This is a genomic window from Candidatus Chazhemtobacterium aquaticus (assembly GCF_009936135.1).
GTDB classification, from domain to species: Bacteria; Patescibacteriota; Microgenomatia; order UBA1400; family Chazhemtobacteraceae; genus Chazhemtobacterium; species Chazhemtobacterium aquaticus.
The window spans coordinates 558,740-581,807 of the sequence record NZ_CP047901.1; the positions used below are offsets into that span (position 1 = coordinate 558,740).

25 protein-coding genes, 2 tRNA genes and 1 riboswitch are annotated in these 23,068 nt (G+C 42.4%); of the genes, 19 read left to right on the top strand and 8 right to left on the bottom strand.

Annotated elements, in window-relative coordinates:
- The first annotated feature begins 28 nt into the window (after positions 1 to 28).
- Genes rplU through MICH65_RS02910 form a run of 4 tightly spaced genes read left to right on the top strand, consistent with a single transcriptional unit; the run spans position 29 to position 2,605 of the window.
- A complete protein-coding gene (gene rplU, locus MICH65_RS02895) occupies positions 29 to 355 on the top strand; it encodes a 50S ribosomal protein L21 (protein WP_161931928.1) in 327 nt (108 codons plus the stop codon).
- Positions 352 to 1,470 (top strand): TRM11 family SAM-dependent methyltransferase, encoded by a 1,119-nt coding sequence (locus MICH65_RS02900; protein WP_161931929.1) that lies wholly within the window; start codon positions 352 to 354, stop codon positions 1,468 to 1,470. Before rplU ends, MICH65_RS02900 begins: the two co-directional genes overlap by 4 nt.
- Positions 1,471 to 1,490: 20 nt before the next feature.
- Positions 1,491 to 1,739 (top strand): 50S ribosomal protein L27, encoded by a 249-nt coding sequence (locus MICH65_RS02905; protein ID WP_161931930.1) that lies wholly within the window; start codon positions 1,491 to 1,493, stop codon positions 1,737 to 1,739.
- The gene (locus tag MICH65_RS02910; RefSeq protein WP_161931931.1) at positions 1,739 to 2,605 is read left to right on the top strand and encodes a ParB/RepB/Spo0J family partition protein; all 867 of its coding nucleotides are present in this window, start codon (positions 1,739 to 1,741) and stop codon (positions 2,603 to 2,605) included. The genes MICH65_RS02905 and MICH65_RS02910 overlap by 1 nt, the downstream gene beginning before the upstream one ends.
- A gap of 2 nt (positions 2,606 to 2,607) precedes the next feature.
- Here the strand turns inward: MICH65_RS02910 and lepB are convergent, their stop codons facing one another.
- On the bottom strand, positions 2,608 to 3,192 hold the full coding sequence (lepB, locus tag MICH65_RS02915; protein WP_161931932.1) for a signal peptidase I: 585 nt from the start codon (positions 3,190 to 3,192) through the stop codon (positions 2,608 to 2,610).
- A 61-nt stretch (positions 3,193 to 3,253) separates the two neighbouring features.
- Between lepB and MICH65_RS02920 the strand changes: the two genes are divergently transcribed.
- Positions 3,254 to 3,327: transfer RNA gene (locus MICH65_RS02920), tRNA-Val, on the top strand.
- Positions 3,328 to 3,405: 78 nt separating this feature from the next.
- Complete coding sequence (locus MICH65_RS02925; RefSeq protein WP_161931933.1) at positions 3,406 to 3,792, top strand: hypothetical protein; 387 nt, start codon at positions 3,406 to 3,408, stop codon at positions 3,790 to 3,792.
- A 47-nt stretch (positions 3,793 to 3,839) separates the two neighbouring features.
- Here the strand turns inward: MICH65_RS02925 and MICH65_RS02930 are convergent, their stop codons facing one another.
- From MICH65_RS02930 to MICH65_RS02940, 3 genes are read right to left on the bottom strand one after another with little or no spacing between them, the layout of a single operon-like run.
- On the bottom strand, positions 3,840 to 4,556 hold the full coding sequence (locus MICH65_RS02930) for a TIGR00341 family protein (RefSeq protein ID WP_161931934.1): 717 nt from the start codon (positions 4,554 to 4,556) through the stop codon (positions 3,840 to 3,842).
- Between the two features lie 25 nt (positions 4,557 to 4,581).
- Positions 4,582 to 5,412 (bottom strand): class I SAM-dependent methyltransferase, encoded by an 831-nt coding sequence (locus MICH65_RS02935; protein ID WP_161931935.1) that lies wholly within the window; start codon positions 5,410 to 5,412, stop codon positions 4,582 to 4,584.
- Between the two features lie 59 nt (positions 5,413 to 5,471).
- The gene (locus MICH65_RS02940) at positions 5,472 to 7,892 is read right to left on the bottom strand and encodes a lipase family alpha/beta hydrolase (protein WP_161931936.1); all 2,421 of its coding nucleotides are present in this window, start codon (positions 7,890 to 7,892) and stop codon (positions 5,472 to 5,474) included.
- A gap of 32 nt (positions 7,893 to 7,924) precedes the next feature.
- On the opposite strand from MICH65_RS02940, the gene MICH65_RS02945 reads away from it, so the two are divergent.
- From MICH65_RS02945 to MICH65_RS02965, 5 genes are read left to right on the top strand one after another with little or no spacing between them, the layout of a single operon-like run.
- On the top strand, positions 7,925 to 9,067 hold the full coding sequence (locus MICH65_RS02945) for a glycosyltransferase family 4 protein (protein ID WP_161931937.1): 1,143 nt from the start codon (positions 7,925 to 7,927) through the stop codon (positions 9,065 to 9,067).
- A complete protein-coding gene (locus MICH65_RS02950; protein WP_161931938.1) occupies positions 9,057 to 10,397 on the top strand; it encodes an oligosaccharide flippase family protein in 1,341 nt (446 codons plus the stop codon). Before MICH65_RS02945 ends, MICH65_RS02950 begins: the two co-directional genes overlap by 11 nt.
- A complete protein-coding gene (locus tag MICH65_RS02955) occupies positions 10,394 to 11,107 on the top strand; it encodes a sugar phosphate nucleotidyltransferase (protein WP_161931939.1) in 714 nt (237 codons plus the stop codon). The genes MICH65_RS02950 and MICH65_RS02955 overlap by 4 nt, the downstream gene beginning before the upstream one ends.
- Positions 11,100 to 12,032, top strand: coding sequence for a glycosyltransferase (locus MICH65_RS02960; RefSeq protein ID WP_161931940.1), 933 nt, complete (start codon positions 11,100 to 11,102; stop codon positions 12,030 to 12,032). Before MICH65_RS02955 ends, MICH65_RS02960 begins: the two co-directional genes overlap by 8 nt.
- Positions 12,029 to 12,856 (top strand): glycosyltransferase, encoded by an 828-nt coding sequence (locus MICH65_RS02965; RefSeq protein WP_161931941.1) that lies wholly within the window; start codon positions 12,029 to 12,031, stop codon positions 12,854 to 12,856. The genes MICH65_RS02960 and MICH65_RS02965 overlap by 4 nt, the downstream gene beginning before the upstream one ends.
- On the opposite strand, the gene MICH65_RS02970 is transcribed toward MICH65_RS02965, so the two are convergent.
- Positions 12,832 to 14,304, bottom strand: a complete 1,473-nt coding sequence (locus MICH65_RS02970; protein ID WP_161931942.1) for a DUF4012 domain-containing protein — start codon at positions 14,302 to 14,304, stop codon at positions 12,832 to 12,834. The genes MICH65_RS02965 and MICH65_RS02970 overlap by 25 nt on opposite strands.
- Positions 14,305 to 14,336: 32 nt before the next feature.
- Between MICH65_RS02970 and MICH65_RS02975 the strand changes: the two genes are divergently transcribed.
- Genes MICH65_RS02975 through MICH65_RS02985 form a run of 3 tightly spaced genes read left to right on the top strand, consistent with a single transcriptional unit; the run spans position 14,337 to position 16,581 of the window.
- Positions 14,337 to 14,714 carry a hypothetical protein gene (locus MICH65_RS02975; protein ID WP_161931943.1) on the top strand — a complete coding sequence of 126 codons (378 nt, stop codon included), beginning with the start codon at positions 14,337 to 14,339 and terminating at the stop codon, positions 14,712 to 14,714.
- Positions 14,715 to 14,732: 18 nt separating this feature from the next.
- Positions 14,733 to 15,470, top strand: coding sequence for a glycosyltransferase family 2 protein (locus MICH65_RS02980; RefSeq protein ID WP_161931944.1), 738 nt, complete (start codon positions 14,733 to 14,735; stop codon positions 15,468 to 15,470).
- Positions 15,451 to 16,581: an O-antigen ligase family protein gene (locus MICH65_RS02985; RefSeq protein ID WP_161931945.1), complete on the top strand. Its 1,131-nt coding sequence runs from the start codon at positions 15,451 to 15,453 to the stop codon at positions 16,579 to 16,581. Before MICH65_RS02980 ends, MICH65_RS02985 begins: the two co-directional genes overlap by 20 nt.
- Here the strand turns inward: MICH65_RS02985 and MICH65_RS02990 are convergent.
- Positions 16,559 to 17,275, bottom strand: a complete 717-nt coding sequence (locus tag MICH65_RS02990) for a hypothetical protein (protein WP_161931946.1) — start codon at positions 17,273 to 17,275, stop codon at positions 16,559 to 16,561. The genes MICH65_RS02985 and MICH65_RS02990 overlap by 23 nt on opposite strands.
- Before the next feature lie 51 nt (positions 17,276 to 17,326).
- Here MICH65_RS02990 and MICH65_RS02995 point away from each other — a divergent pair.
- Positions 17,327 to 17,397: transfer RNA gene (locus MICH65_RS02995), tRNA-Gly, on the top strand.
- A 417-nt stretch (positions 17,398 to 17,814) separates the two neighbouring features.
- Here the strand turns inward: MICH65_RS02995 and MICH65_RS03000 are convergent.
- A complete protein-coding gene (locus MICH65_RS03000) occupies positions 17,815 to 18,894 on the bottom strand; it encodes a hypothetical protein (protein WP_161931947.1) in 1,080 nt (359 codons plus the stop codon).
- Between the two features lie 129 nt (positions 18,895 to 19,023).
- Positions 19,024 to 19,097, top strand: a riboswitch (adenosylcobalamin-variant (AdoCbl-variant) riboswitch).
- A gap of 127 nt (positions 19,098 to 19,224) precedes the next feature.
- Here MICH65_RS03000 and MICH65_RS03005 point away from each other — a divergent pair.
- The 4 genes from MICH65_RS03005 to MICH65_RS03020 are packed head-to-tail and all read left to right on the top strand — an operon-like array spanning position 19,225 to position 22,458.
- Positions 19,225 to 19,872: a DUF4430 domain-containing protein gene (locus tag MICH65_RS03005; protein WP_161931948.1), complete on the top strand. Its 648-nt coding sequence runs from the start codon at positions 19,225 to 19,227 to the stop codon at positions 19,870 to 19,872.
- Between the two features lie 6 nt (positions 19,873 to 19,878).
- A complete protein-coding gene (locus MICH65_RS03010) occupies positions 19,879 to 21,189 on the top strand; it encodes a prenyltransferase/squalene oxidase repeat-containing protein (RefSeq protein ID WP_161931949.1) in 1,311 nt (436 codons plus the stop codon).
- Positions 21,186 to 21,761 (top strand): DUF6580 family putative transport protein, encoded by a 576-nt coding sequence (locus MICH65_RS03015; RefSeq protein ID WP_161931950.1) that lies wholly within the window; start codon positions 21,186 to 21,188, stop codon positions 21,759 to 21,761. The genes MICH65_RS03010 and MICH65_RS03015 overlap by 4 nt, the downstream gene beginning before the upstream one ends.
- Entirely contained in the window at positions 21,748 to 22,458 is a 711-nt protein-coding gene (locus tag MICH65_RS03020; RefSeq protein WP_161931951.1) for a class I SAM-dependent methyltransferase, read from the top strand. Before MICH65_RS03015 ends, MICH65_RS03020 begins: the two co-directional genes overlap by 14 nt.
- A 39-nt stretch (positions 22,459 to 22,497) precedes the next feature.
- On the opposite strand, the gene MICH65_RS03025 is transcribed toward MICH65_RS03020, so the two are convergent.
- Positions 22,498 to 22,968: an HIT family protein gene (locus tag MICH65_RS03025; RefSeq protein ID WP_161931952.1), complete on the bottom strand. Its 471-nt coding sequence runs from the start codon at positions 22,966 to 22,968 to the stop codon at positions 22,498 to 22,500.
- Between the last annotated feature and the right edge of the window lie 100 nt (positions 22,969 to 23,068).

Genomic DNA, 23,068 nt, shown 5'->3' on the forward strand with positions numbered 1-23,068 from the left:
TCTCCAAAGTTTAGGTAAAATACCCCTCATGGCAAATACTCAAGCCGTTATTGAACTATCAGGTCACCAACATCTCGTCTCTAAGGACGATACTTTCTCAGTTGACCAACATCTTGATCTAGAAGTCGGTAAGACCTTCACCACCGATCAGGTTCTTTTAGTCATTGAAGATGACAAAGCCACTGTCGGCACTCCTTTAGTTAAAGGAGCCAGCGTCACTCTAAAGGTAGAAGAACTTGGTAAGGGTAAAAAAATCGACATCTCCCGCTTTAAAGCCAAATCCCGCTACCGCCGCCGCAAGGGTCATCGTCAACCCCAAACCAAACTTACAGTCACCAAGATCTCACTCAAGTGAACTCCTATCTCTTCTTTTTAGGTCAAAACAGCCTCCTCTCGCAGGCAGAGCTTACTAGTCTTATACCCGAGGCTAAATTAACTACGCCTCATCAGAGTATTGTTAAGCTTGATTCTCCCACCTCCCTAGATCTTCCCTCTCTTGGTTGTAGATTAGGTGGCACGGTCAAAATTGCCGTTCTAAAACAAACCTCCTCTGCCAAACAACTTCAAGATGATTTAGTCAAACTTTTGCTTGATCAGCAAGCCAAGAACTTTTCACTCAACCTGCTTGACGCCACCAATCAGGAGTCATATGAGTTATCAAACGAGGTTAAACAACGCTTAGTCGACAACCAGCTCCGCACTCGTTTTATAGCCCCTACCTCAACCGGCATCTCTCCCGTCATTATCACCAAACAAAAAGCCGTTGAGTTAACCATCGACTCCGATTTCAACATTTACCAAACTACCTGGGTTCACTCCTTTAAATCCTGGATCAATCGCGATCGTCGCAAACCTTTCGTTACTCCCAAATCCGGCATGCTCCCTCCCAAACTGGCGCGCATCATGGTCAATCTGGCAGTAGGGGACAAAGACCCGGGGGGACTTACTCTACTTGATCCTTTCTGTGGTACCGGCACCATCCTTATGGAAGCCGCTCTCCAGGGTATCAAGGTAATAGGCTCAGACCTCTCAGCCGACAAGGTTGCCGGCACTAAAACCAACCTTGACTGGCTAGATGAGAATCAGGCTTGTGCTCCCCTAAAACCAGCTACTGTTTTTCAGGCCAATGCTACCAATTTAAAGGATCAGCTCGTTGATCAAATCGACCTTATAGTCACCGAGCCAACCTTAGGCCCCGCCTCACCTTCCCAAGACAAGTTGTCAGACATTGCGCATGGTCTACAAAAGCTATATCTAGGAGCTCTTAAACACTGGGCTTTGTTTTTAAAGCCTCAAGCCCGTGTCGTCATCGCTCTCCCCATTTTCCACGGCCAGGATCGTTCCTATACCACCGCCGATTTCATTGACGCTCGTGAAAACTTGGGCTACAATACTCTCCGTAACGATCTAATTTTCACACGGCCAGGGGCGCAGATTGAACGCCAAATCGTCGTCTTGGAAAAGCAATAATCGTCAATTATTAAGAAAATATGTCAAAAGTTAAATCCGGTGGTAAAGCCCGACAACATGCACAGCGTCCTGGTAAAAGACTGGGAGTCAAACTTTTTGGAGGACAACCTGTTAAAGCTGGACAGATTCTAGTTCGTCAGCGTGGTACCAAGTTTCACCCAGGTGACGGTACTGGTCTAGGCAGAGACTTTACTATTTTCGCTTTAAGAGACGGTGTTGTTTCTTTCATCACCAAACACTCCCGAAAGTACATCACTATCACTAAATAATGGCCGACCAGGCTACTACCCTTCCCATCGATCAACTTCAGCCTAATCCGCTTCAGCCCCGTGGTGTCATTACCCCTGACTCTCTTGCCGATCTAGTTGATTCCATCAAAATCCATGGCATTATCGAGCCTTTAGTCGTTGCTCACACTCCAGCCGGTTATCAGATCATTGCTGGCGAACGTCGTTGGCGTGCCGCTCGTATCGCCGGACTTTCCTCGGTTCCTGTTTTAATCAAAGAGACCACCCCTCAAGGTATGCTTGAGATGGCCATCATTGAAAACGTTCAGCGTACTGATCTAAATCCAGTTGATCGAGCCAAGTCATTCGACCGGCTCATGACCGAGTTTAATTTAAGCAACCAAGAAGTGGCCAACCGCATTGGCAAGAGCCCTGCATATATCAGCAACTCACTTCGTTTACTTCAGCTTCCTGATGCCCTAAAAGACGGCCTCATATCCGGTGTCATCTCTGAGGGTCACGCCAGGGCTCTCTCAGCTATTCCAGACACCGCCACCATGATCGAGGCCTACAAGATTATCTTGCGTGAAAACGGCTCTGTCCGGCGTGCCGAGGCCCTAGCTCGTCGCTACAAGAACAAACTAACCTACGAAAAGGCCAGCAAAGCTATCCCTCAGCCTGATATTAAAGACGATGAAATTGACCTCATGTCTCAGCGATTGACTACCTCTCTTGGCAACAACGCCACCGTCAAAATCCGCCGTTCCAGAATCGAGACCGCCATCCATATTGCCTTAAAAGGTGATCCTCTCACCACCGAGTCACAGATCAGCCGTATCTACAAATCCATCACTGGCCAAGACTTTCATCCGCCAGTTGATACACAAAACCCCGAGGATTTGGAGTAACCCTAATCTAAAGCTGTAAATACCTCCCAGCCATCATTACCCACCAAACCAAATCGGTTAAATGGCCAGTAACGGAAAAACACCCTGCCTACAATATTCTCCATTGGCACTGGTCCCCACTCACGACTATCACTCGAGTGTCCCCGGTTATCTCCAATACAAATATATGTTCCCTCTGGCACATCAGCCTCAACTCCTTCTCGCAAGAACCTACCTCCTCTGGTGTCATACTCATCAGGTAAGTAAACCTCGTTTAACATCTCACCGTTAACATATACCTCACCATCTTTAATCAAAATTTTGTCACCAGGCACTGCAATCACTCTTTTAATGAAATCAAAATCCTCATTTACTGGCGCCTTAAACACCACAATATCACCCCGCTTAGGCTCTCTAAACTTATATGTCACCTTATCTGTCATCAAATACTCACCATCATGATAAGTCGGAAACATTGAGTTGCCCTTCACCTGATGGGGTTGCATCAAAAACAAGTAGACTACGATGAATATGGACATCGAGATCACAAACACCTCGATGATATCCATAAAAAAAGAGCCCACTCGCTGTAACAGTCTCAAAAACATGTTATTAGCTTAATCCTAAATTAAGGCTTGCACAACCCTTATTTGCTAAAATACACCTCAAGCTCGCGTAGCTCAGCTGGTTAGAGCGCACGATTCACATTCGTGAGGTCCCTGGTTCGATCCCAGGCGCGAGCACCTATATCTAGTATCTCGCCCTAAAATATCTTATAATATTGAGGTACTCTAAATATTCCACAAGAAGGGAGAAGGTCGATGAACTGGAAATATCTGGATTTCCCAAGGGTAGTCCTGTCTCTGGCGTTGGCTTCGGTCTACGCCACCACCATCACCGCAATCCTGTATCTAACAAACACCTTCGATCAAGAGGTCTCGTTCCAAATTGGCATTCTACTCTTCATCGCAGCAATCTTCGAGACTCTGATGTTCGTTCTTCATCAGAACGAGATCAAGGCCAGGACCAAAAAAGAAGATGGGGTTGTTTCCATCATCTTTTCAGCCGTTCCCGGAGGAGTTGGCGCCGCCTTGTTGGCCGCATTCATCAGCCAGCAAATTGGCATTGATCCGATGGGGGTCTTCATGGGCATCCTGGTGGCATCAAACACTACCATGCTCCACCGTTACATGATGCTCACCATCTGATGGGGAAGCTGTATACAATCGCCAGTCGCACCGTCTGGCGATTTTCTTTATCTCCCTCTCTTTGCTAGTTTCGCCTCTCTCTTCATATCTTTCTCATCTTTCCCCATCTCCTTTTTGATTACATTTCTCTGGCCATACAGTCCCATCAAAGAAAACACTACTACGCTTGCTAGTACCAGACCTAATATGTTCATCAGGTAAATAAGTAGCGCTCTCATTACCAAGTCCCACGACAACCAAGCCATTGCCAACCCCACAGTTGCCAAAGGTGGGATCATTGCCACCGAGATGGCAATACCCGGCAAGGTCTCGCTTAACTTAGGTTTAATCAGGGCAAACGAAGCAGCTGTTCCAGCTGTTACTGCTACTGCCACTGAGATTAGTTCAGTCTTTGATCCAAACCATGACATGGGGGTAATAGCCAGTACATCACCATCAAATACGACAGTCGCCACAGCCGACACTACAATGCCTAAAACACTTGCCTTAAACAACGTAAACAAAGATCTACCAGCCAACTTTGCATCAGTAATCACGATTCCCAAAGCCAAGCTCATTACTGGGTAGAGTAGGGGAGCGATCAGCATCGAGCCAATAATCACCGCCATACTATCAAGAATTAAGCCAAATGTAGCCATCAGCACCGCCAGACTAACCATTAAAAAGAAATCTTGTCTGGGTGAGCTTTGCTCAATTAGCTTCTTTGCCGCCCTCGACTTATCTCCTCCCGTAGTTGAGTTAAACAATGTTAATACGATAGACATACTCACATTCTAAACCAATCAGAGACTACTTTTTAGATGCCAGAACTATATCCTGATAATCAGTGAACTTCTTTCTGCCACACCAAGATCCATAATATATCTTACTAATCTTTAAGTTGGAATCAGAATAAAAACGCCTGACCACGTCCTCATCATATGCAATTGCAGCTTCAGGAATCTGATGATTTGTTGTCCAATAACCATCTGGGGTCTGTTCGAACGGTTGAGTATTGTTCTGGTCCCCTAACCTCTTTTTTGAATCATCGTTAATTAAGAAATATGTAAAATATGCCTTACCTCCGGGTTTTAGTACCCGATATGACTCTTTTAAATAGTTTTGAACACTATCAGGTGTCATGTGCGTAAAGACCGACAAGGCCATAACTATATCAAAACTATTATCTTCAAAAGGAAAAACAAACTCCTCAGGCAAGATTTTTCCACGCGGGTTATATGCACCGTTATATATATCTACGTGTTGGAATCTAAAATTTGGAAAACGATTAGAAATATGTTTTCTGCACCATTTGACACCAGCTATAACTATTTCGATTCCATCATACCTTCCATGACTATCAATCAATTTGGTCAGTGGTAACGTGTGCCTACCTATTCCACTACCAATATCCAAAACCCTTATTGATGGCTCTGGATGTAATATTTGCACAAAACTGCTCATAAAAACATCACCACTTTTAAGAAAGTCGTCTAGACTTGCCGGACCATCGAACATTAATCTAGTTGGAGGGATGTGACTCTTTCTCTTTCCAGAGACGCAATCATACAAATCGTGTATTTCCAAAAAAATAATTTTTAGAAACCTTTTTACCGTATTAAACTTTTTCAGTATAAACATAATATTCTCAAACAACACTCCAACTCTGAGGCATCCATCGGCACTCTAAGACAATAATATCACCAAGGCAATTTAAAAACCCGACTCAAATGCAACCAAGCCGAGTAGTAATACTCATCTGCCAAAGCATACTTCTTGTCCATATAGTAGTCCTCAGCAATCTGCAGTTTCTCTCTGGCTTTAGACAAGTCTCTTGTATACCACTTCCACCTGCTTATTGTCTTCTCCAAATTAATGACCAGCCTTCTTCGACCAATAACCTGTTGTTTCTTGATCTCATAACCTGATTCCTTGATTATCTCCTCACTCCACAGGTCATATTCATCAAGTAACCCCATTACCATATCAACATCTTCCTGATTACCCTCCCTTGTATGTTGACCGTAAAGTCGATGGCTCCAGAACTTAATCTGTCTTAATATCCTTAACTGATCCTTGGCCTTTTCTGTCTTACTTAATCTCCCTATCAATCCATCAATCGAATACTTAACTGCATTACTTCCTCCAGGCCTCTCATTTCTACTGACAAGCTTTATCTGATCCCTGTGTATGTCAAAGGCGATTTCATCTACCTCGCCTGTTTTGCTCAATCTTCCAAAAAACACTTCCCAGTCTGCTTTTTCCTGTTGGATATATCCAAAATGCAGTTCATAGTCACCCGTTTCACCATCAGCAATCACCTTCATCTTGTATCTGCCATCTGCTACTCCTGGCAACCACAATATCTTTCCATTGTCATCAATTATCGAATCAATTTCATTTCCAGACGAATCAAGTAGCTTAATTACTCCAGGAGAACGCAACACCGCCACCAAAGCGGAATCATGCTCATCAGCAGTTTCATTAACTACGACTGAGGTTTCATCCAGTCCCAATCGTCCAAACAACGTTGTAATTCCTTCCTCTCCAAAAACAATCTCACCATGGTTAGCCTCAATCTCAAAATTATTATCAAAATCTGCCTTTGCACTACTAAGTAGCACTGTTCCGTCTCCATCACTCATCAGTTTTTCAATTGGCTTGCCATCTTCCCACAGACCTAATAGCTCCTCGATTTTTGATCTTTGCTTAATATTTAACTGGTCGATTGTCTCTTCACCTTTTCCGGCTATCACCTCTACCTCATAATCCCCCTCGTTAATATCAGGCAAATTTGTATTTTGTTGATTCATTTCATTAATCGGGACATTTGTGCCATTTTTGTTTAAAAAGTTGTAAGTTGGCAGTACATCCTGAATGGAGGGTGACATTCTCCGTAGTGTCTCGATCGGTAACTCACCAAGATCCTGGTTAAATCTGACCAACAACTGGATCATCTGGCTTTGCCACCAAGAAGCATTCCAGGTTTCCAGTCCTTCCCAAGCTCCATATGCCTGAGTTACTCCTAGATTAGGAGATCCAATCGCTACAATTTGGTCAATTAAACTATCACCATACTCACTCTCGTACGCTCTCGCTACAAGACCTCCGAAGCTATGGCCAACTAAGTCAACCTGCTCACCGTCCTCAAGTTTACCTTGAGTCTTTAGGTCGTTCATGTAGTCATTTAAGTCATCACTTAAATCAAACAGTTTCTTTCTCCAGTCGTACGGAAAGACAAACAGATCTTCATTAAGGATATATCCTTCATTCTCAAGCGAAGCAATCACGTTATTGTATGTCTTAATCCATTCAGGAACTTTCCATGATTCACCAGGTTGTCCGTTTAGTATGGCTGGGTAGTTCCAGCTGGCAAACATGCCAGGGATGAGAATAATTTTGTCTCGCCCCTCTTCAATTTCGATTGGTTCGACTCGGATGTAGTCTATTTCGATCGAGCTCCACTCCCATCCCGAGCCCTGTATAGAAGGATTTCCAGCCCACAAACCAACAGGTAAGATATCGCTAGGTGCCGAAATAAAAATTGGCACATAGTTATCATCAAGATATACCTCATAATGATTATCCTTATGTAGGTACTCTATTCTTACTTCGTGCCATGAAGTGTCCAAATCACCAGATCCATCGAAAGAGATACTTTGTAGTTGCCGCACGCAATCAGGATTATCTGACGGGCACAATGTCGTATATATTTTAAAACCATCAATATCCTGCCAAACTTGGAAAATCATTATGTCTGGCAATTCAGATAAAGGTAGCCCGTTACCATTTTCTGGAATATTTTGTGAAACAGACAGTCCTGTTCCCCATCTACCAGGCATCGTGTATCTAAAGGCAAATTCAATTTGAAAATCAGTATCAATATCTAAATCAAAACTCTCACCTGTCCTTATGTATGGAAAGGTCTGAGGATATCCAAAGTTTGCACCGCTAAGAACGACAGAATTAGGTAAATGCTGTATCTGACCAGAATTGGTTGACACAACCCAAGGCTCTTCAAAGCTTCCAGTGAAGTTTTCATTAAAAGCATGAGCAGAAGAGCAAAAAAACAAACCGGAGCAGAATGCAAAAACTAAACCAACAAAAAACCTCTTAAACACTATAAAATTAAACTACTAAATTAAGCACGCCCATGTCAAGCAAAAAAAAAGTCGCTGTATTCCATAACCTACCTGGCGGAGGTAGCTATCGAGTTATGCAACAGCTCATAGATCACCTTGTCGGTTTTGGTTATGAAGTAGACGTGTATTACACTACTGAAAAAGGACAGTCTCTAAAAAGATCATTAAACAACGTTTTACGTACTTATGAATACAAGCTGTCTATTCCTAGAAACTTAATTGTAAGGTTGATTTGGATACTTTGTGTTCTTCCCAATATTCATAGAGAAATCGCAAAAAAGATAAACAAAAAAGCATACAGGTTCGTTCTTATTAACCATGACTACCTTACAAAATCACCATATATCATAAAATTCATCAAACATAAAAGAGTGTACGTGTTACACGAGCCTCAGCGAGAGTTTTATGAACCAGCCGGTATACACGCACCCGATCTCAAAAGAAGAATCGCAAACATGCTCCGATATCCAATAAAAATTGTAGACGAAAACAATACAAAGAATGCAGACTATGTTATTTGTAATTCAACATATTCAAGACAAATAATCAAAAAAATATATAAAAAAGACGCTATACTCCTGTACCCAGCTGTTGACAAAAACATTTTCAAGCCGGACAGGTCAATTAAAAAGGAAAATCTAATAATTGTTGTTGGGACAATATCAAAGGTCAAGGGACAAGACTTTGTTATCACGTCGTTACTCCCCATACTTGGTATATACAGGCTAATAATTTTTGGCGGAGGAAGCGTTGAAGAGAAAACAAGGATTAAAAAAATAACCAAAGAAAATACAAGTAAATATATAGAGATTATTGAAAATGGTAGTGATGTAAAACTAGTAAATTTGTATAGAAGGGCTAAAGTTGTCTGCATAGGAGCACACCGCGAACCCTTTGGGTTAACTTCCATTGAGGCACAGTCGACAGGTACTCCAGTAGTTGCAGTAAGAGAAGGAGGAGTGCCCGAAACAATAATTGATAACAAAACAGGTTATTTATCCAACAGAGATCCTGTGCAATTTCTGAGCAAAACCAAAAAAGCTCTCAACAATTACACTACACTAGGTAGGCAAGCACAGATTAACGTAAGACGCTTTAGTACCAAAACACAAGAACGCAACTTTAAAAAATTTCTTCAAAAATATGTCGATTAAGAAGACTCTAATCAAGAACAGCTCATATAATCTAATCAGCTATGCCTACTTAGCTGTTGCTAGCCTGATAAGCATCCCTATCATCCTCAACAGTTTAGGTGGGGAGCTATATGGCTCATATATTCTCTTTAACGGAATCGTCTTAGTTGCTGCCACCTTTGATCTTGGTTTAAGCCAGGCAACTATTAGATGGTTGTCTCTTCCAAAGATCAATCAAGCCACTAGAGTTAACACCTGGAAAACATCTCTTTTCTTCTTTTACATCCTCGCTGCTTTACTATCCTTCATCACCTTCATTCTTCTACGTTTCTTCCTCATTGATCTCCCTGCATTCACGCCAATTAATCCTGATCAATATTTACTAGCTACTGTCATCGCCAGTGGCATCGTTCTTATCAATCACCTCAACATAGCTTTCTTAACCATTCCTCAAGCTCATCAACGTTTTGATATCTACAACACCCGTACCATCATTGTTGGCACCGCCAACACCCTCATAACTGCCTGGCTGTCAACCAAAACGGACAACATTGCAGTTTTATTAGGACTCCAATTTATCTTCCACCTATCTGCCTTTATTACCCTCCTTAGCTATTCCCATCATCAGCTAGGAGCTAACCCACTCATTCCCAAGCTACACAAACAACTTTCCAAAGAACTTCTCGGATTTGGAGGTAAGAATTTCGTTACTAATATAGCCAACCAGATTCGAGTCCAGTTCTCCAACTTCATTTTAGGCGGACTCATTGGGCCTGTCGCGGTCACCGCCTTCAGCATCCCTCAAAATCTCATTATCAAAGCTGCCGGAGCCATCTCTCAAGTTACACTAGCTTTCTTTCCCCTAAGTACTTCACTGACTTCACCTGAGCGCTTTCCAAAATTAAAGCGACTCATTATCCAACTTCAGCTAATCATTTTCTTACTGGGTATCATTCAGGTCTTCGTTGTCTATCAATACGGATATCAAATCTTGACTCTCTGGCTTAACAACCCAGAAGTGGTGATCCAAGCATATCCAGTTTTAAAGATACTAAGCTGGTTCTTCTTACTCACCATTCTTACTCCCATCCCCACAGCTGTTTTTGAAAGCTTAAACAAACCTCAGATACCGGCCATCACAGCTAGTTTAAATACTATTTTTACTATTGGCTTAATCTATATGCTTACTAGCCGTTACAACCAAGTCGACCCGTCTCTTATGCCTGCATACGCAAATTTAATATCGTCACTGATTCTTGTCCCAGCCCTATTAATCGCTCTTGCTAAATCGTTATCGGGATACGAAAAGACTATTCAATCTACAAAGACACAGTACAATACCAAGTTATGATATACGCATCTATCCCTGCGGCTGGCAAGGGTACTAGGCTTCAGCCGCTAGCATTTTCTAAGGAGCTGGCATTAATTGGTGAGAAAACGGTTATCGAATACACACTCGAGAGACTAGTGCTCGCTGGAGTTACCAGAATTTTCATCACCATAAACTCTGACAAACTCGATATCCCAAGATATCTTTCAGACAAAACTAAATACGGACAATACATTTCATACATAGTCAAAGATAGCCATTCACTTCCAGAAAGCGTATTTGCCCCCGCCAAGTTTATTAAATCAAATGATCATCTAGTGTTTGGTCTCCCAGATACCATCTGGTATCCAAAAAACTGCTACAAGATATTGATTGACAACATTCGGGGCAATCTTACTCTTGGCTTATTCGATTCTGGGTCACCTGAAAAATTTGACTCAGTAGTAACTAATTCAAATAATCAGATTAAACAGATTGACGTCAAGATTCCAAATCCAAAAACAAAATGGACTTGGGGGATTGGTGCTATTAACAAGTCGGCTATTAAGTTCATTGACTCATATTTACAAAAACAAGATCAGCTAGAACCAATTTTTGGTATTGCTGCCAACCAGTATTGTCAGGAAGAAACATGTTACGCCATCAAATTCCCAAACAGTTCATATCTTGATATAGGTCGCAAAGAAGACTACCAGAATGCTACCCAGTTCATAAAAAAACATCATGAGTAATCCTTTGGTCAGTATCTGCATACCAACCTACAACAGAGAGAAGTATCTTAAACACACAATTGAATCAGCTCTTAAGCAAACATACTCAAATATCGAAATCATTGTTAGTGATAATGCCTCAGATGACAACACAGTTAATCTGGTTAAAAGCTTCAAAGACAAGCGAATTCATTTAATTGTTCAAAAGAAAAATATTGGCATGGTTCCCAATTGGAATGCTTGCATAAAGAAGGCTAGGGGAGAGTATATAAAATTTATCGCTTCAGATGACCTAATTGATCCTAATGCGGTCAGCCAGTTGGTAAAGCCAATACACAAAGATTCATCTATCTCTATTGTTACTTGCAAAAGAAGGTTAATAGACGAAACAGGTAAGACAATTTCAACTCTGCAATACTCCAATCAAAACAGAAAAGTTGACGGGATGACTCATGCTCGTTGGATCCTAAAAAATATCCGCCAAAACAAAATCGGAGAACCAACCAGCACTTTATTTCGGCGCACAGATGCAATCAAAGCAGGTTTATTCGATCCACAATTTTCACAATTTGCAGATTTCGAGTTCTGGATTCGACTACTTGCTATCGGTGACTTGTATTACCTTAATCAAGCACTTTGTTCATTTCGTACCCATCCCGACTCAGGGACGACCCAATCCCAATATAACGGTAAATACATAAGTGAGATATTCAAATTAATTGAAAAATATTATCACAACCCCAAGCTAAAAAAGACATATGGATTAACAGATAAAGACGAAACATTAGTCAAAAACAAACGAACTTTGGACATAGTCAAAAGCATTAAAGACTTGTTCATTCAAGGTAACATCACTCAAGCAGCCAGATTTTACTCACTTCTCAATCAACATCTTAGTTTGAGCAAGATCTCCTCAACCACAATCTCGCATCTCCTGAAATCATGAAAACCGCCATCATTATTCTTAATTACAAAGACTATCAGGCTACAGCTGATTGCATTGCTTCAGTTAATAAATCAGACCTACCGCTAAGATCCACGATTTATGTTGTTGATAACTCAAATGACCCGGCTAGACAACGCCTCCTTCAAAAACAACATCCCCACATCAAAATAATTAAAAACAGGCGTAACTATGGTTTTGCTAAAGGTAACAACATTGGTATCAAAATGGCCATTAAGGACGGCGCTAGCCACCTACTTATTCTCAATCCAGATGCTTCAATACCTAAAGTATTCTTCAAACCTCTCCTTAATCATCTCAATAAAGATCCCAAAATCGCCCTTATCGCCCCAGGACATCTCCACAATAATCAAATCACCCTTGGTGGTTTTCTAAATCGTTTCACCGGTATGGCCAAACATCAGACCATTAAACGTATAAGAAACAAATCAACATTAACCTTTCATGATTACGTTTCATTTGCATGCGTTCTCCTAAAAGCAGATGTTGTAAAAAAGATTGGCTTACTTAACGATCAGTATTTCATGTATTTCGAAGATGTTGAATACTGCCTTAATCTCAGGAGTGGGGGATACAAAATTGCCGCTGACCGTTCTGTTCTTATATCTCACCAAACCTCATCAAGTTTCTCGTCCTCGCTAGGAAAATTAAAGCATCTCGTACCTAGTCATTTTCGTTTCATCATCAACAATCTACACGGAATAAACAAACTTACTGCTCTTGTCTATCAATCCATTCACTACCCATACCTATATCTTCTCTGGACCTATCACCACTGGCGCTATCGCCGTATCTCTACAACATAATCATCAACCAGGTTAATCGTCCTCGTCTTGCCTAATAGTTCAAGAGTAGTTTCTACCTCTCGTATCCCCGGTTGCTTAAGAATCCCTAGCCTAATATCCTTACCCTCATCCTCTAGCTCATACACCACTCTTACCCAACTGTTTGTTCCTGCTCTAGTGGTGTTAAACAAACCAATCTCGCTAAATCCATATACCTGTTGGATATCTAGCTCCTCGCTTTTCCCGCTGTATGGTTGTGGCCACAGACCCAGATCTCCAGTTATCGTCGGCAGTGCCGATACCTGAATGTTTTCTGCCTTCTCAGGAATGTAGAAACGCAAATAGCTTAAGTAATTACCTCCATAAAACTTTGGCTTCACTGCAAACTCCTGAGGCGCCTGATTAGATATCTCTACTTCAATTAAATGAACCAATCTTCCATTCGCTGCTACCAGTCTTTGCTTCATTACTCTGCTCACACAACAATTAGCCTTATTTACTCCCAAATTCATCTCAATCACTCCCACGTTAATAGTCTGATGTATTTCATCACTCACTACCAACGGGGCATACTCACCAGACCAGCCCAGTTCATGGATGGTGTTCTGCGCCGATTCATCTGTAGAGTTAACAACAATATTCTTGTTCTCCAGATCCTCAAAGATTATTTTAGCTACCTTAAACTTGTCCATGAAGCTTAAATTCTCAAGTTTTTGCATTAACTTCTTTCCTGTCGCCGTTAGAGCGTCTCTTTTTTGGGTTGATCCGGGGAAAAAGTTCACTTCAGTGTTATCCTCCAACCACTTGTAGAAGTTGTCTTGGTTTAAAGTCTCACCATACTCAGCTATCTCTATCTCACCAATCACGCCCATAATTTTCTCCATCGTCGAGATATTAAGCGTGATTAGCACATCAGGTACTACCTCCTTCCCTTTATCAAAAAACCATCTAATTGCCGTTGCACTTTTAGGAAAATCAGGACTCCAGTCAGCATTAGGCAATCGATGACTCCCAGTCTTAAAAGCACGCTGTAACGGCTCTGGTGGGGCAATATACCCCTCTATCTGCCCATCCGGAACATAAATATCCTCAAACCTGACTTCATACCCTCCGCTTTTTACACTTACCACTGCATAAGAGCCCATAAATCCGCCAAAGGTTCTCAGCTCTCTGTCATTAAGCAGTAACACCGTGTACACCGTCTCTTCGTTTTTCCCTAACCAATACTCACTATCCTCGAGCAATGGTTCAATTTTTTTAAATATAGCTACTGGTTCTCTTACCTGCTTAAGCGGAACAACTCTACTCAGGGTCTCTAGTTTGCTAATAACCTCAGGAGCGATGTTAATACAGCTCTCAACATCTCCTCCTCGACAGGCCGCAGTTTCTCTTGCCAATCCGACTACCGACCAAGTTAGTATTAGTAACAAAACAAACAGTCCTAGTAAGATACCTTTAACCCATTTCATTAACTCCAGTATATGTGATAAAAATATACTCCATGTCATTATCACCCGAAACTGCTACCATTTACGATCCGGAACAGTACTCAGAGGATGAGCTCCGTGCCTATCAAGCCCAAGTCTTAGCCGAGATCGCCTCAGAGCTTGAAGCAGGTGACCATCTAGCTCAGGCAGGGGTAGAGGTAGTTTGTTTTACTAGTCTTTCAGCTGGTAGGGGACGCAGGCGGCGCACTCCCAGAGAAGTCATCCTCGTTAAATTTGCCGGCACTGTTCATCAGTTTGATCGTGAAAGATATCCTGCCTACAGAGGAGCTGATTCTCATGCTCAGGAAGTTTTTGCCGATCATGGAGAAAACGGGCACGATCCCTATGATCTCTACTTTGACGCCGTCCTTGGTGCCATATCTGCCCGCTAGAGGTTACAATCATCCTAAATGACACTCTCCGCCATAGTCTTAACCCACAACAGCCAAGACACTCTTGATACCTGTCTCTCATCACTTGAATTCGCAAACGAGCTACTAGTCATTGATGATCTATCAACTGACAACACGCCAACTATCGCCAAACGTCATCACGCCAAGGTTATACCCCATCCTCTTACAGACTTTGCCGCTCAACGCAATTTTGCCTTAAAACAAGCTACCTGTAACTGGGTTCTTTTTGTCGACTCTGATGAATCAGTTCCACCCACTCTAGCCAAACAGATTCTCAAAGCAATTAAATCAACCAACATAAATGGTTACTACCTTAAGCGCCAAGATATTTTCTTAAACAAAACTCTACGTCATGGCGAAACCAGTCAAGTCCGCTTACTAAGACTTGCCAAGAAATCAGCAGGTACCTGGCAGCGACCGGTTCATGAATTCTGGCATATCAAGGGACAGACCTCTACTCTCACCCACCCCTTACTTCATCAGCGAAACCTAAGCTTTTCCCAGTTTATCGACAGGCTCAATCACTACACCGATCTTGATGCTAAAGCCTTACTAGCTGAAAACAAACCCTTCTCCTACTTTGATCTCTTACTAAAACCACTGGGGAAGTTTGTTTACAACTACTTTGTTTTATTGGGTTTCTTGGATGGCTTCCCAGGTTTCATCATGGCTTTTTCCATGAGTCTTCACTCTCTCATTGTTAGAATCAAACTCTATGAGCATGCATCTGCCTAAACTACTCCTCATCTGCCTTGCCTTTATCTGGCCTTTTGGTCAGCTGTTTGAAGTCCCTCTTTCTCATCCCCAGATTCATATCTATCTTCTAGACCTTATTTCTTTATCTCTTCTTCTTCTGGTCGTCCTAAACAAGAAAAACTGGCAGGTAATTAATAAGGACCCATTAACCAAGCCCTACCTCATCTTCACCTCAGTTGCTGCTTTTAGTTTACTGCTTGCCTCTTTTAGTCTCACCCCAACAGATCTGCTCATATCAGCCGCCTATCTTGTCCGCTGGCTCGTCTATCCTGGTATCTACTTTGCCTTAAGGATTTACTCCAAGCCCAATCTCACTCGTCACTATCTTCTTCTCTCTCTTTTAGCCTTCACATTTTTGGGGTTTCTCCAGTATTTCTTCTTTCCTGATGTTCGCTCGCTGTTCTATTTAGGTTTTGATGACCATTTTTATCGTTTAGTCGGCACCTTGTTTGATCCCAACTTTACTGGCTTGGTCTTGGTTGTCTTTACCCTTCTTCTGCTTCATCAACCAACTCCTCAAAAATACTTGGTAGTCTTGTCTGCCATTGCTCTGGCCCTGACCTACTCCAGAGCCTCCTATCTAGCTCTCTTTGTTGCCCTAGTTTACCTAGGTCTTCGTCGTTTTAAGCCAGTCTACCTCGTTATATTCGCCCTTATATCCCTTAGTTTAGTTTTTTCCCCCAAGCCCTACGGAGAGGGAGTTAACCTGCTTCGCACCTTCTCCATCTCCTCCCGTCTTGAAGATTCCAGACAAGGCCTGAATTTGTTTGGTCAAAAACCCATACTCGGTCACGGCTTTAATACCTTAAAGAGTATTAAATCAGGCGATCCGCCCATTCCCTCACGAGCCCAAGGTGGTTTTAGTAACAGTTATGTTTTTGTACTGGTTACCACTGGTTTAGTTGGATTTGTCGCCTACCTTTACCTACTCTGTTCTCTCTATACTCTCTTAAAACCCTCACCAGCCCTGACAGCTTCATTCATTAGCATACTGATTCACTCCTTCTTTAACCACAGCCTCTTCTACATCTTCATTCTTACTCTCCTCTTTGCTCTAGCCAGTCTGCCTAAGGGGTATAGAAAACTCTAAACAATCTCTCAGTTACGTTGCCCGCATTGTCTACTACTTTGATCACATAGTCATTGGCGCCCTCACTCATCACTGTTCGATACACAAAGTTACCTTCACTATCCACCTGGGCAAAGTTATCATTTACCGTGACTCGATCCTCCGGCTCGTCAACCTTTCCCTGTATCTCCAGGTTCTTCTGATCCAATCCGTAGAACTGGTGCTCCTCATCCGGTGACGTTATCTCTACCACTGGTTTGCTTGTGTCCAGCACCACAGTCGCTACGGTGGTATCACTCTCATTATCCTGGTCATCAACAGTCTTAAGCTCTATTCTATTTTCATCGTTACTTAAGGAAACATTGGAGAACTCAAATCTGCCATCATTATCAGTTCGTTTTTCATCCAAGTCCATTCCATTTAGTTGTAACCTCACCCTCATATCTCCCAAACTATATCCAGACACTTTAATTGAAGCACTGTAGGTTGCCTCAGGTAGGGGATCAAGCACAGGAGCTTGGGGTTTTAAGGTTGTTTGGGCTTCTTGTGTCATCTCCTCATCACCACTCCATACAGAGGCAATACTTATCAAAGCCGGTATACCCCACTTAATCAAACCAGCTACAAATACGATTGAGAGAAAGATATACAGCACTGCCTGGCGGTTTGATTGTTTTCTTCTATGTCTCTCCAGGCGTGACAGTCTACGACTCATAAGCGAATTCTAACATCTTCATCAACTTCCTGTAGTAAAATATCCCCATCAGCGGGATTAGTTCAACGGTAGAACATTTGCTTCCCAAGCAAAAAACACGGGTTCAATTCCCGTATCCCGCTCATAAAGTGACAGAAATAAACACTAATTTACATTAACTGATACAATATAGATCAAACATCATGAACAATACAAAATTTACTCTCTATGCTAAAAGAATACTGATAGCTATTATTGTATATTTTATAGTGGGACTAATTTTAGGTTTTGTAGGCTTGCAGTTAAGATGTCAACATCCTATGTATTCATGTTGGAGTTTGAGTCAATATCTGACTGATCCTTGGTTGTTTTCAAATACTTTACTGTGGCCTTTTACTTTTATTGATGGGCTTGATAAAGCGAATATTATATTTTGAGAAAGCTTGAAATATTTAGATGTTCTTTAAGAGCCTGTAATTGCAGAACCAGATCTGGTTTGATATAGTCATCCAGGCTAAATAGGTTCGAGCAGTGTATCGTTACCCGCTCTAATACCTCATTTACGAACCTGTCTTTCTCATTGGTCTGCTTGCTGTCAAGATTAGTTTGTCCAGTGTCAGGGGAGACAGTAACGAGATTATTTCCAGAGTGAAGATAGATAACTCAAAGGCAGAGGGAATATTGTTGGTTATAAAAAATGCTCCCAGACCCACTACTGTCGAGTCAAACACTGCTCTTGAGAACATCTTCTTCTGAGTTGTCTCGATTATTTCTTCATCAATCCCCATTTTTTCAGCTTCATTACTTTGTCTAAAAATCTTCTGCGTTCCAAACCAAAGCAAGGTTCCAAAAGTGGCTAGAGCCGTGATTGTGTTAAGTGTTCGGTTGGGTATAGCTACACTCCCAGTAAAGATTCTTAAATCAAATGCTACTGGGAAATGCCTCCCTATCAACCAGGCCAGAACCAAAAAAAGAACCAGGTAAGCCAAAGAATAGCGGGTTGGTTGTTTTTTAACCTCTGCACCACGTTTCTGCTGGAAGTACTTGAAAGCCATTACCGTTGCCTGAATTAAAGCCAAACTCATCCACACCACCAATACTCCATACCAACCCATATCAATAGTTTTGCTAATGGCCGGGTAGGGGATCAAGAAGTTCACTCCCTCGATTGGATAATCGGGGTAGGGGACAAAGTCATAAAGCCGAGAAGGGGCAATTCTTGTATTGTAAAAATCAGTTAAGAACAATCGTCCGATCGTCAAGAATGTCGTTAACTGAATTAAGAAATCTGTTAAATAAAACAAGAAAAATCTGTTTCCCTCATGAAACTCTTTCTTTACCTGAATCCGTTGCTGGCCCGAGGTATTAAGTTTACCAATGTTTTTCTGAAACTCTTTTATATTATCCGACCTGATCACCCGAAAAACTCTCAAAGGAATTAGCAAAAAAGTCTGTGTCACACCCAGTAAAATCACACTCACCCACATCTTGCCGGTTAGAGAATAGTACGAGAACAATAAACTGGCGTAGAAACGATACATCTCACCAGACACGAACACGTAAACCAGCCAGACAATAATCATCGCCGTCGCTACACTCGACAGCGTCAAAACCCTTATCCCTCCCTTATCTTTATTCATCTTTACTTCTCAATTAGTTGCTGGCTCAGCATAGCCTATACCCAAATACCCCGTCAAATACGCCAAGAAAACTAAACCTTGCAATGATCATAAACTCCATGCTAACGTATTGGCGTACTTGCAAATCAAACCTTATCTAGGTGAAGCAGGGTGCAATTCCCTCACTGTCGCGCAACGGTAATAGTCCGAGCCCTATCTAAGGATTTTTGTATACGTAGCTAAGCTCGCGGAAAGCTAACCAGTTGCTGAAAACAGTAATTGTTTTTTAACAAGTCCCGCTTAGAGGGACTTTTTTTTGTATATCTCCCGTCTTAGTCTGCGTTACCCACTATGCAGACTCAACTAAAAAAAATTCTACCCTTACTTATAGTCCTTACCGGACTTACTCTCACTGGCGCCTTTACCTACGGACTGTCTCTTGTCTTACCTCCACTTGAATCAAACCCTGTTAAATCTATATCGTTAACCGAAACCGATCCAACACCTACACCAGCTCCCCAAGACTCCAAACTTGATCCTGACTCAATCACCATTACTCCTACACCTACTCCTACCACTCTCTCTGCTAACGATACCAAGCCCACTTCTCAAATCACTCCAGCATCAACACCCATCCCAACAAACCCTCCCACACCTACTCCTACTACCCCACCCACCACTACTCCAGCTCCGACCCCCCGACTTAAGCTCACCCTCCAGATTGATAACGATCCACCCTTCAATCTTGAACTCGATTCACCCAAAAATCACTGCCAGGTTTTAGAAGCCGCTTTAGCTCAAGGTAAATTAAGCTCTCTTAACCTTAAGTTTTTCCCCTCCCTCTCCTCCTACGCTGTTTATCAAATCAACGGTCTAGGAGACACCAACCAAGTCTGGTGGACCTACTCAGTTAACGGTCAACAACCACCCTATGGTTGTAGCCAAGTCATGGTCAATCAAGGCGATGTTATTCACTGGACCTACGCCGGTCCCCGTTAAACTTATATGAAACATCTCAAATCATTCATTATTATCTCAATCACCCTATTTATCTCCCTTAGGGTAGGCTCATCCGTGTTCGCCAACACTACTGCCATCTCCGAGGCTCTAACATATCTTCAAAGCCAACAAGCAAGCACTGGTCAGATCAACGGTAGGGGAGGGGAGTCTGACTGGGCCGCTATCGCCTTTTCTCAAAACGGCCTTCCTGCCTCTTCTGTCAAATCAGGTGACACCTCTTTATATGACTTCCTTCTCTCAGACCTACCTGCATCTGACTCAGCTGCCACCGTCTGGGAACGCAAAATCATTACCATTGTCTCTCTTAACCAAGACCCCACCGATTTTGCTGGACACAACTACCTAAGCTCCCTTGAGTCGCTTGCTCTAAATGGGCAACTAGGTGATGAGACTCTTCTAAACGATGACATTTTTGGGTTACTTGCTCTTCTCTCTGCCTCATCGACCAACAATGAGTTGATTGAGTCGGTTCTTGATTTCCTCATTACTCACCAAGACCCCAGTGGTGGTTTTAGTTGGACCACTAACACCTGCGACCGGTGTTCTCCTGACAGCAATGACACCGCAGCCGCTATCCAAGCCCTCCATCTGGCCAAAACATCAGGTTTTACCCATCCCCAACTTGAAGACAGTCTCTCTCAAGCCCAAACATATTTACTAGAGTCACAAACAGAATCTGGCGGTTTTGCCTACGACCCCAATACGCCTACTCCCGATGGTGCCTCTACCTCCTGGGCTCTCATGGCATTAAATATGCTTGGTCTCTCTGACTCTTCTCAGGCTTTAAAGGCTACAGATTGGTTACTCTCACAACAACAAGCCGACGGTAGTTTCCCCTGGTCAGCTGAGTATGGCAGCGACCCCACTACAACCAGTCATGCCCTGATTGCTCTAAACTCGGCCTGGTGGACCAAGCAGTCTCCCGATCCTTCTCAAACACCTACTCCTACTTTGACACCAACACCAACTCCTACTCCCACCTCTACCACTACCCCAGAGCCTACAGCTACTCCTACGCCTACTCCTACTCAAACACCTACATTAACACCCTCACCCACAACTACTCCACAACCCCTGCTTCTAGGCTCAAAAGACTCTAGAGCCCCTCTACCCACTCCATCACCCGATCAACAGCCAGAAGATACATCCAATCAACCCCTTGTCACTAATGATACTAACGGGCTAAAATCTCCATCAGTATCTACCTCTATTTCATATATCCCCACCCTAGCTGTTATATTAGGCATCATTACTCTATTCGCTGTCATTAAAATTTACGAACGCAAAAAAACATGATTAACACCACCATTATCCTAGGCGGAATTATTTTAAGACTTGTTCCACACCTACCCAATTTCTCCTCCATCAGCGCTACTGCACTGTTTGCCGGTACCAAGCTACCTCGCCGTTACGCTTTTATCTTGCCTTTAGTCATAGCCGTCGTCTCTGACTATCTTCTCCTTTACGTTAATCCTTTCGCAATTCCCATCCTTGACTTGTCTGGCATCAAACCCATTTCAGCCATGTTTCATGCCACCACCCTTTATGTCTGGGGTAGCTTCTTACTTTCAGGCTTAATTGGTCTGTGGTTACGTCGCCACTTTAAAGCCAGTAACTTGGTTTTAGCCTCTCTGATTACCTCCCTTCAGTTCTTTCTGATTACCAACTTCGGTGTCTGGGCTGCCGGAGCATATAGTCGAGGAATTGATGGTCTTGTAACCAGTTACGCCATGGGTCTACCTTTCCTGCGTTGGACTATGTTAGGTGATCTTTTCTACAGTTCAGTTTTCTTCTCTATTCACGCCTTTGCTACTAGAACAAGCACCAAGGTTAGTCCAGCTACTCTAAAAGCTCGTGTCCAAAACTAGTTCCACTAAATTACTCACCCAGCTTGAATCAGTTGAGGGCTGGCTTCGTGACGATGAGGCTATATTACTCAACCAACTAGCTGCTCAAGCCACTCCTGTCACCATCATTGTCGAGATTGGTTCCTGGAAGGGTAAATCAACCATCGCTCTTGCTCTATCTGCCAAGGTTCCAGTCTACGCCATCGATCCTCATACCGGCTCTCCTGAACACCATCAAAAAGGTAAATCTGTTGATACCTACAAGGACTTTTTAAACAACATCGAAAGCCATAACCTGACCAAAAAGGTTAAGCCTTTACGTCTCACCTCCAAAGAAGCTGCCAAGAAGATCAACAAGCCTATCAGTCTGCTCTTCATCGACGGCGATCACTCTTACCAAGCAGTTAGCCAAGACTTTAAAGATTACTACCCCAAGCTTCAACTGGGTGGCACCATCGCCTTTCATGACACCATCAGCTGGCCCGGGCCTCGCAAACTTGTTACTCAACAGTTGTATTTTGGCAATCACTTTAAAAATATCCGTCTAGTTGGCTCCATTACCTACGCTCAAAAAACCTTGTCTCTCACTATTATTGACAGACTTAAAAACTTATCCGCCTATATTCTCCGCTTACTACGAAATCTGATAGCCACCATTCCCATGCCCAGGTCCATAAAGACTGTTCTCAAAGATATCTTCCAACGTCTTCAAGCTTAATCAGTACTCGTGCATATCTAAACAAAAAACAAACAATAGCTATAGCGCTTTTTCAATCTTTGACTTTAATTCCTTTGGTGAAATACGAACCGTGTGAATACCTGCAATAAAACCAGAGAAGCCGTTCATTACTTGACGATCAATTCTTGGTATTACCTGCCAGTGAAGATGTCTTACAGAAGAACCTGAATCAGGCCCAACATTAAAACCAACATTAAACGACTTAGTCTCAAAGACTTTAGATAGAATTGCCTTTGTCTCCTCAACCTTTTCTTTCAATTCTTTCCACTCATTTTCATATAAATCTGAAGTATCCTCGACGTGTCGTTTAGTCACCAACATCAAATTACCATCAAGAATCGGGTACTGATTAACAAAAACCATCCAATAACTCCCTTCAAGTAGCTTTATATTTTGTTTCTCAATAATCTCTTGATTGCAAAATGGGCAAACATCACTGTTATAGCTGTGGTGATATTTTTGTCTATACGGATTATGAACCTTGATCACGACATCTAAGAATAACACAAATTGATACCCCAGAATTTGCTTGTCTTACTTCCTCATGTGTACTAAAAGAAACCCTTAACCTCTACGTCAATCAATACCT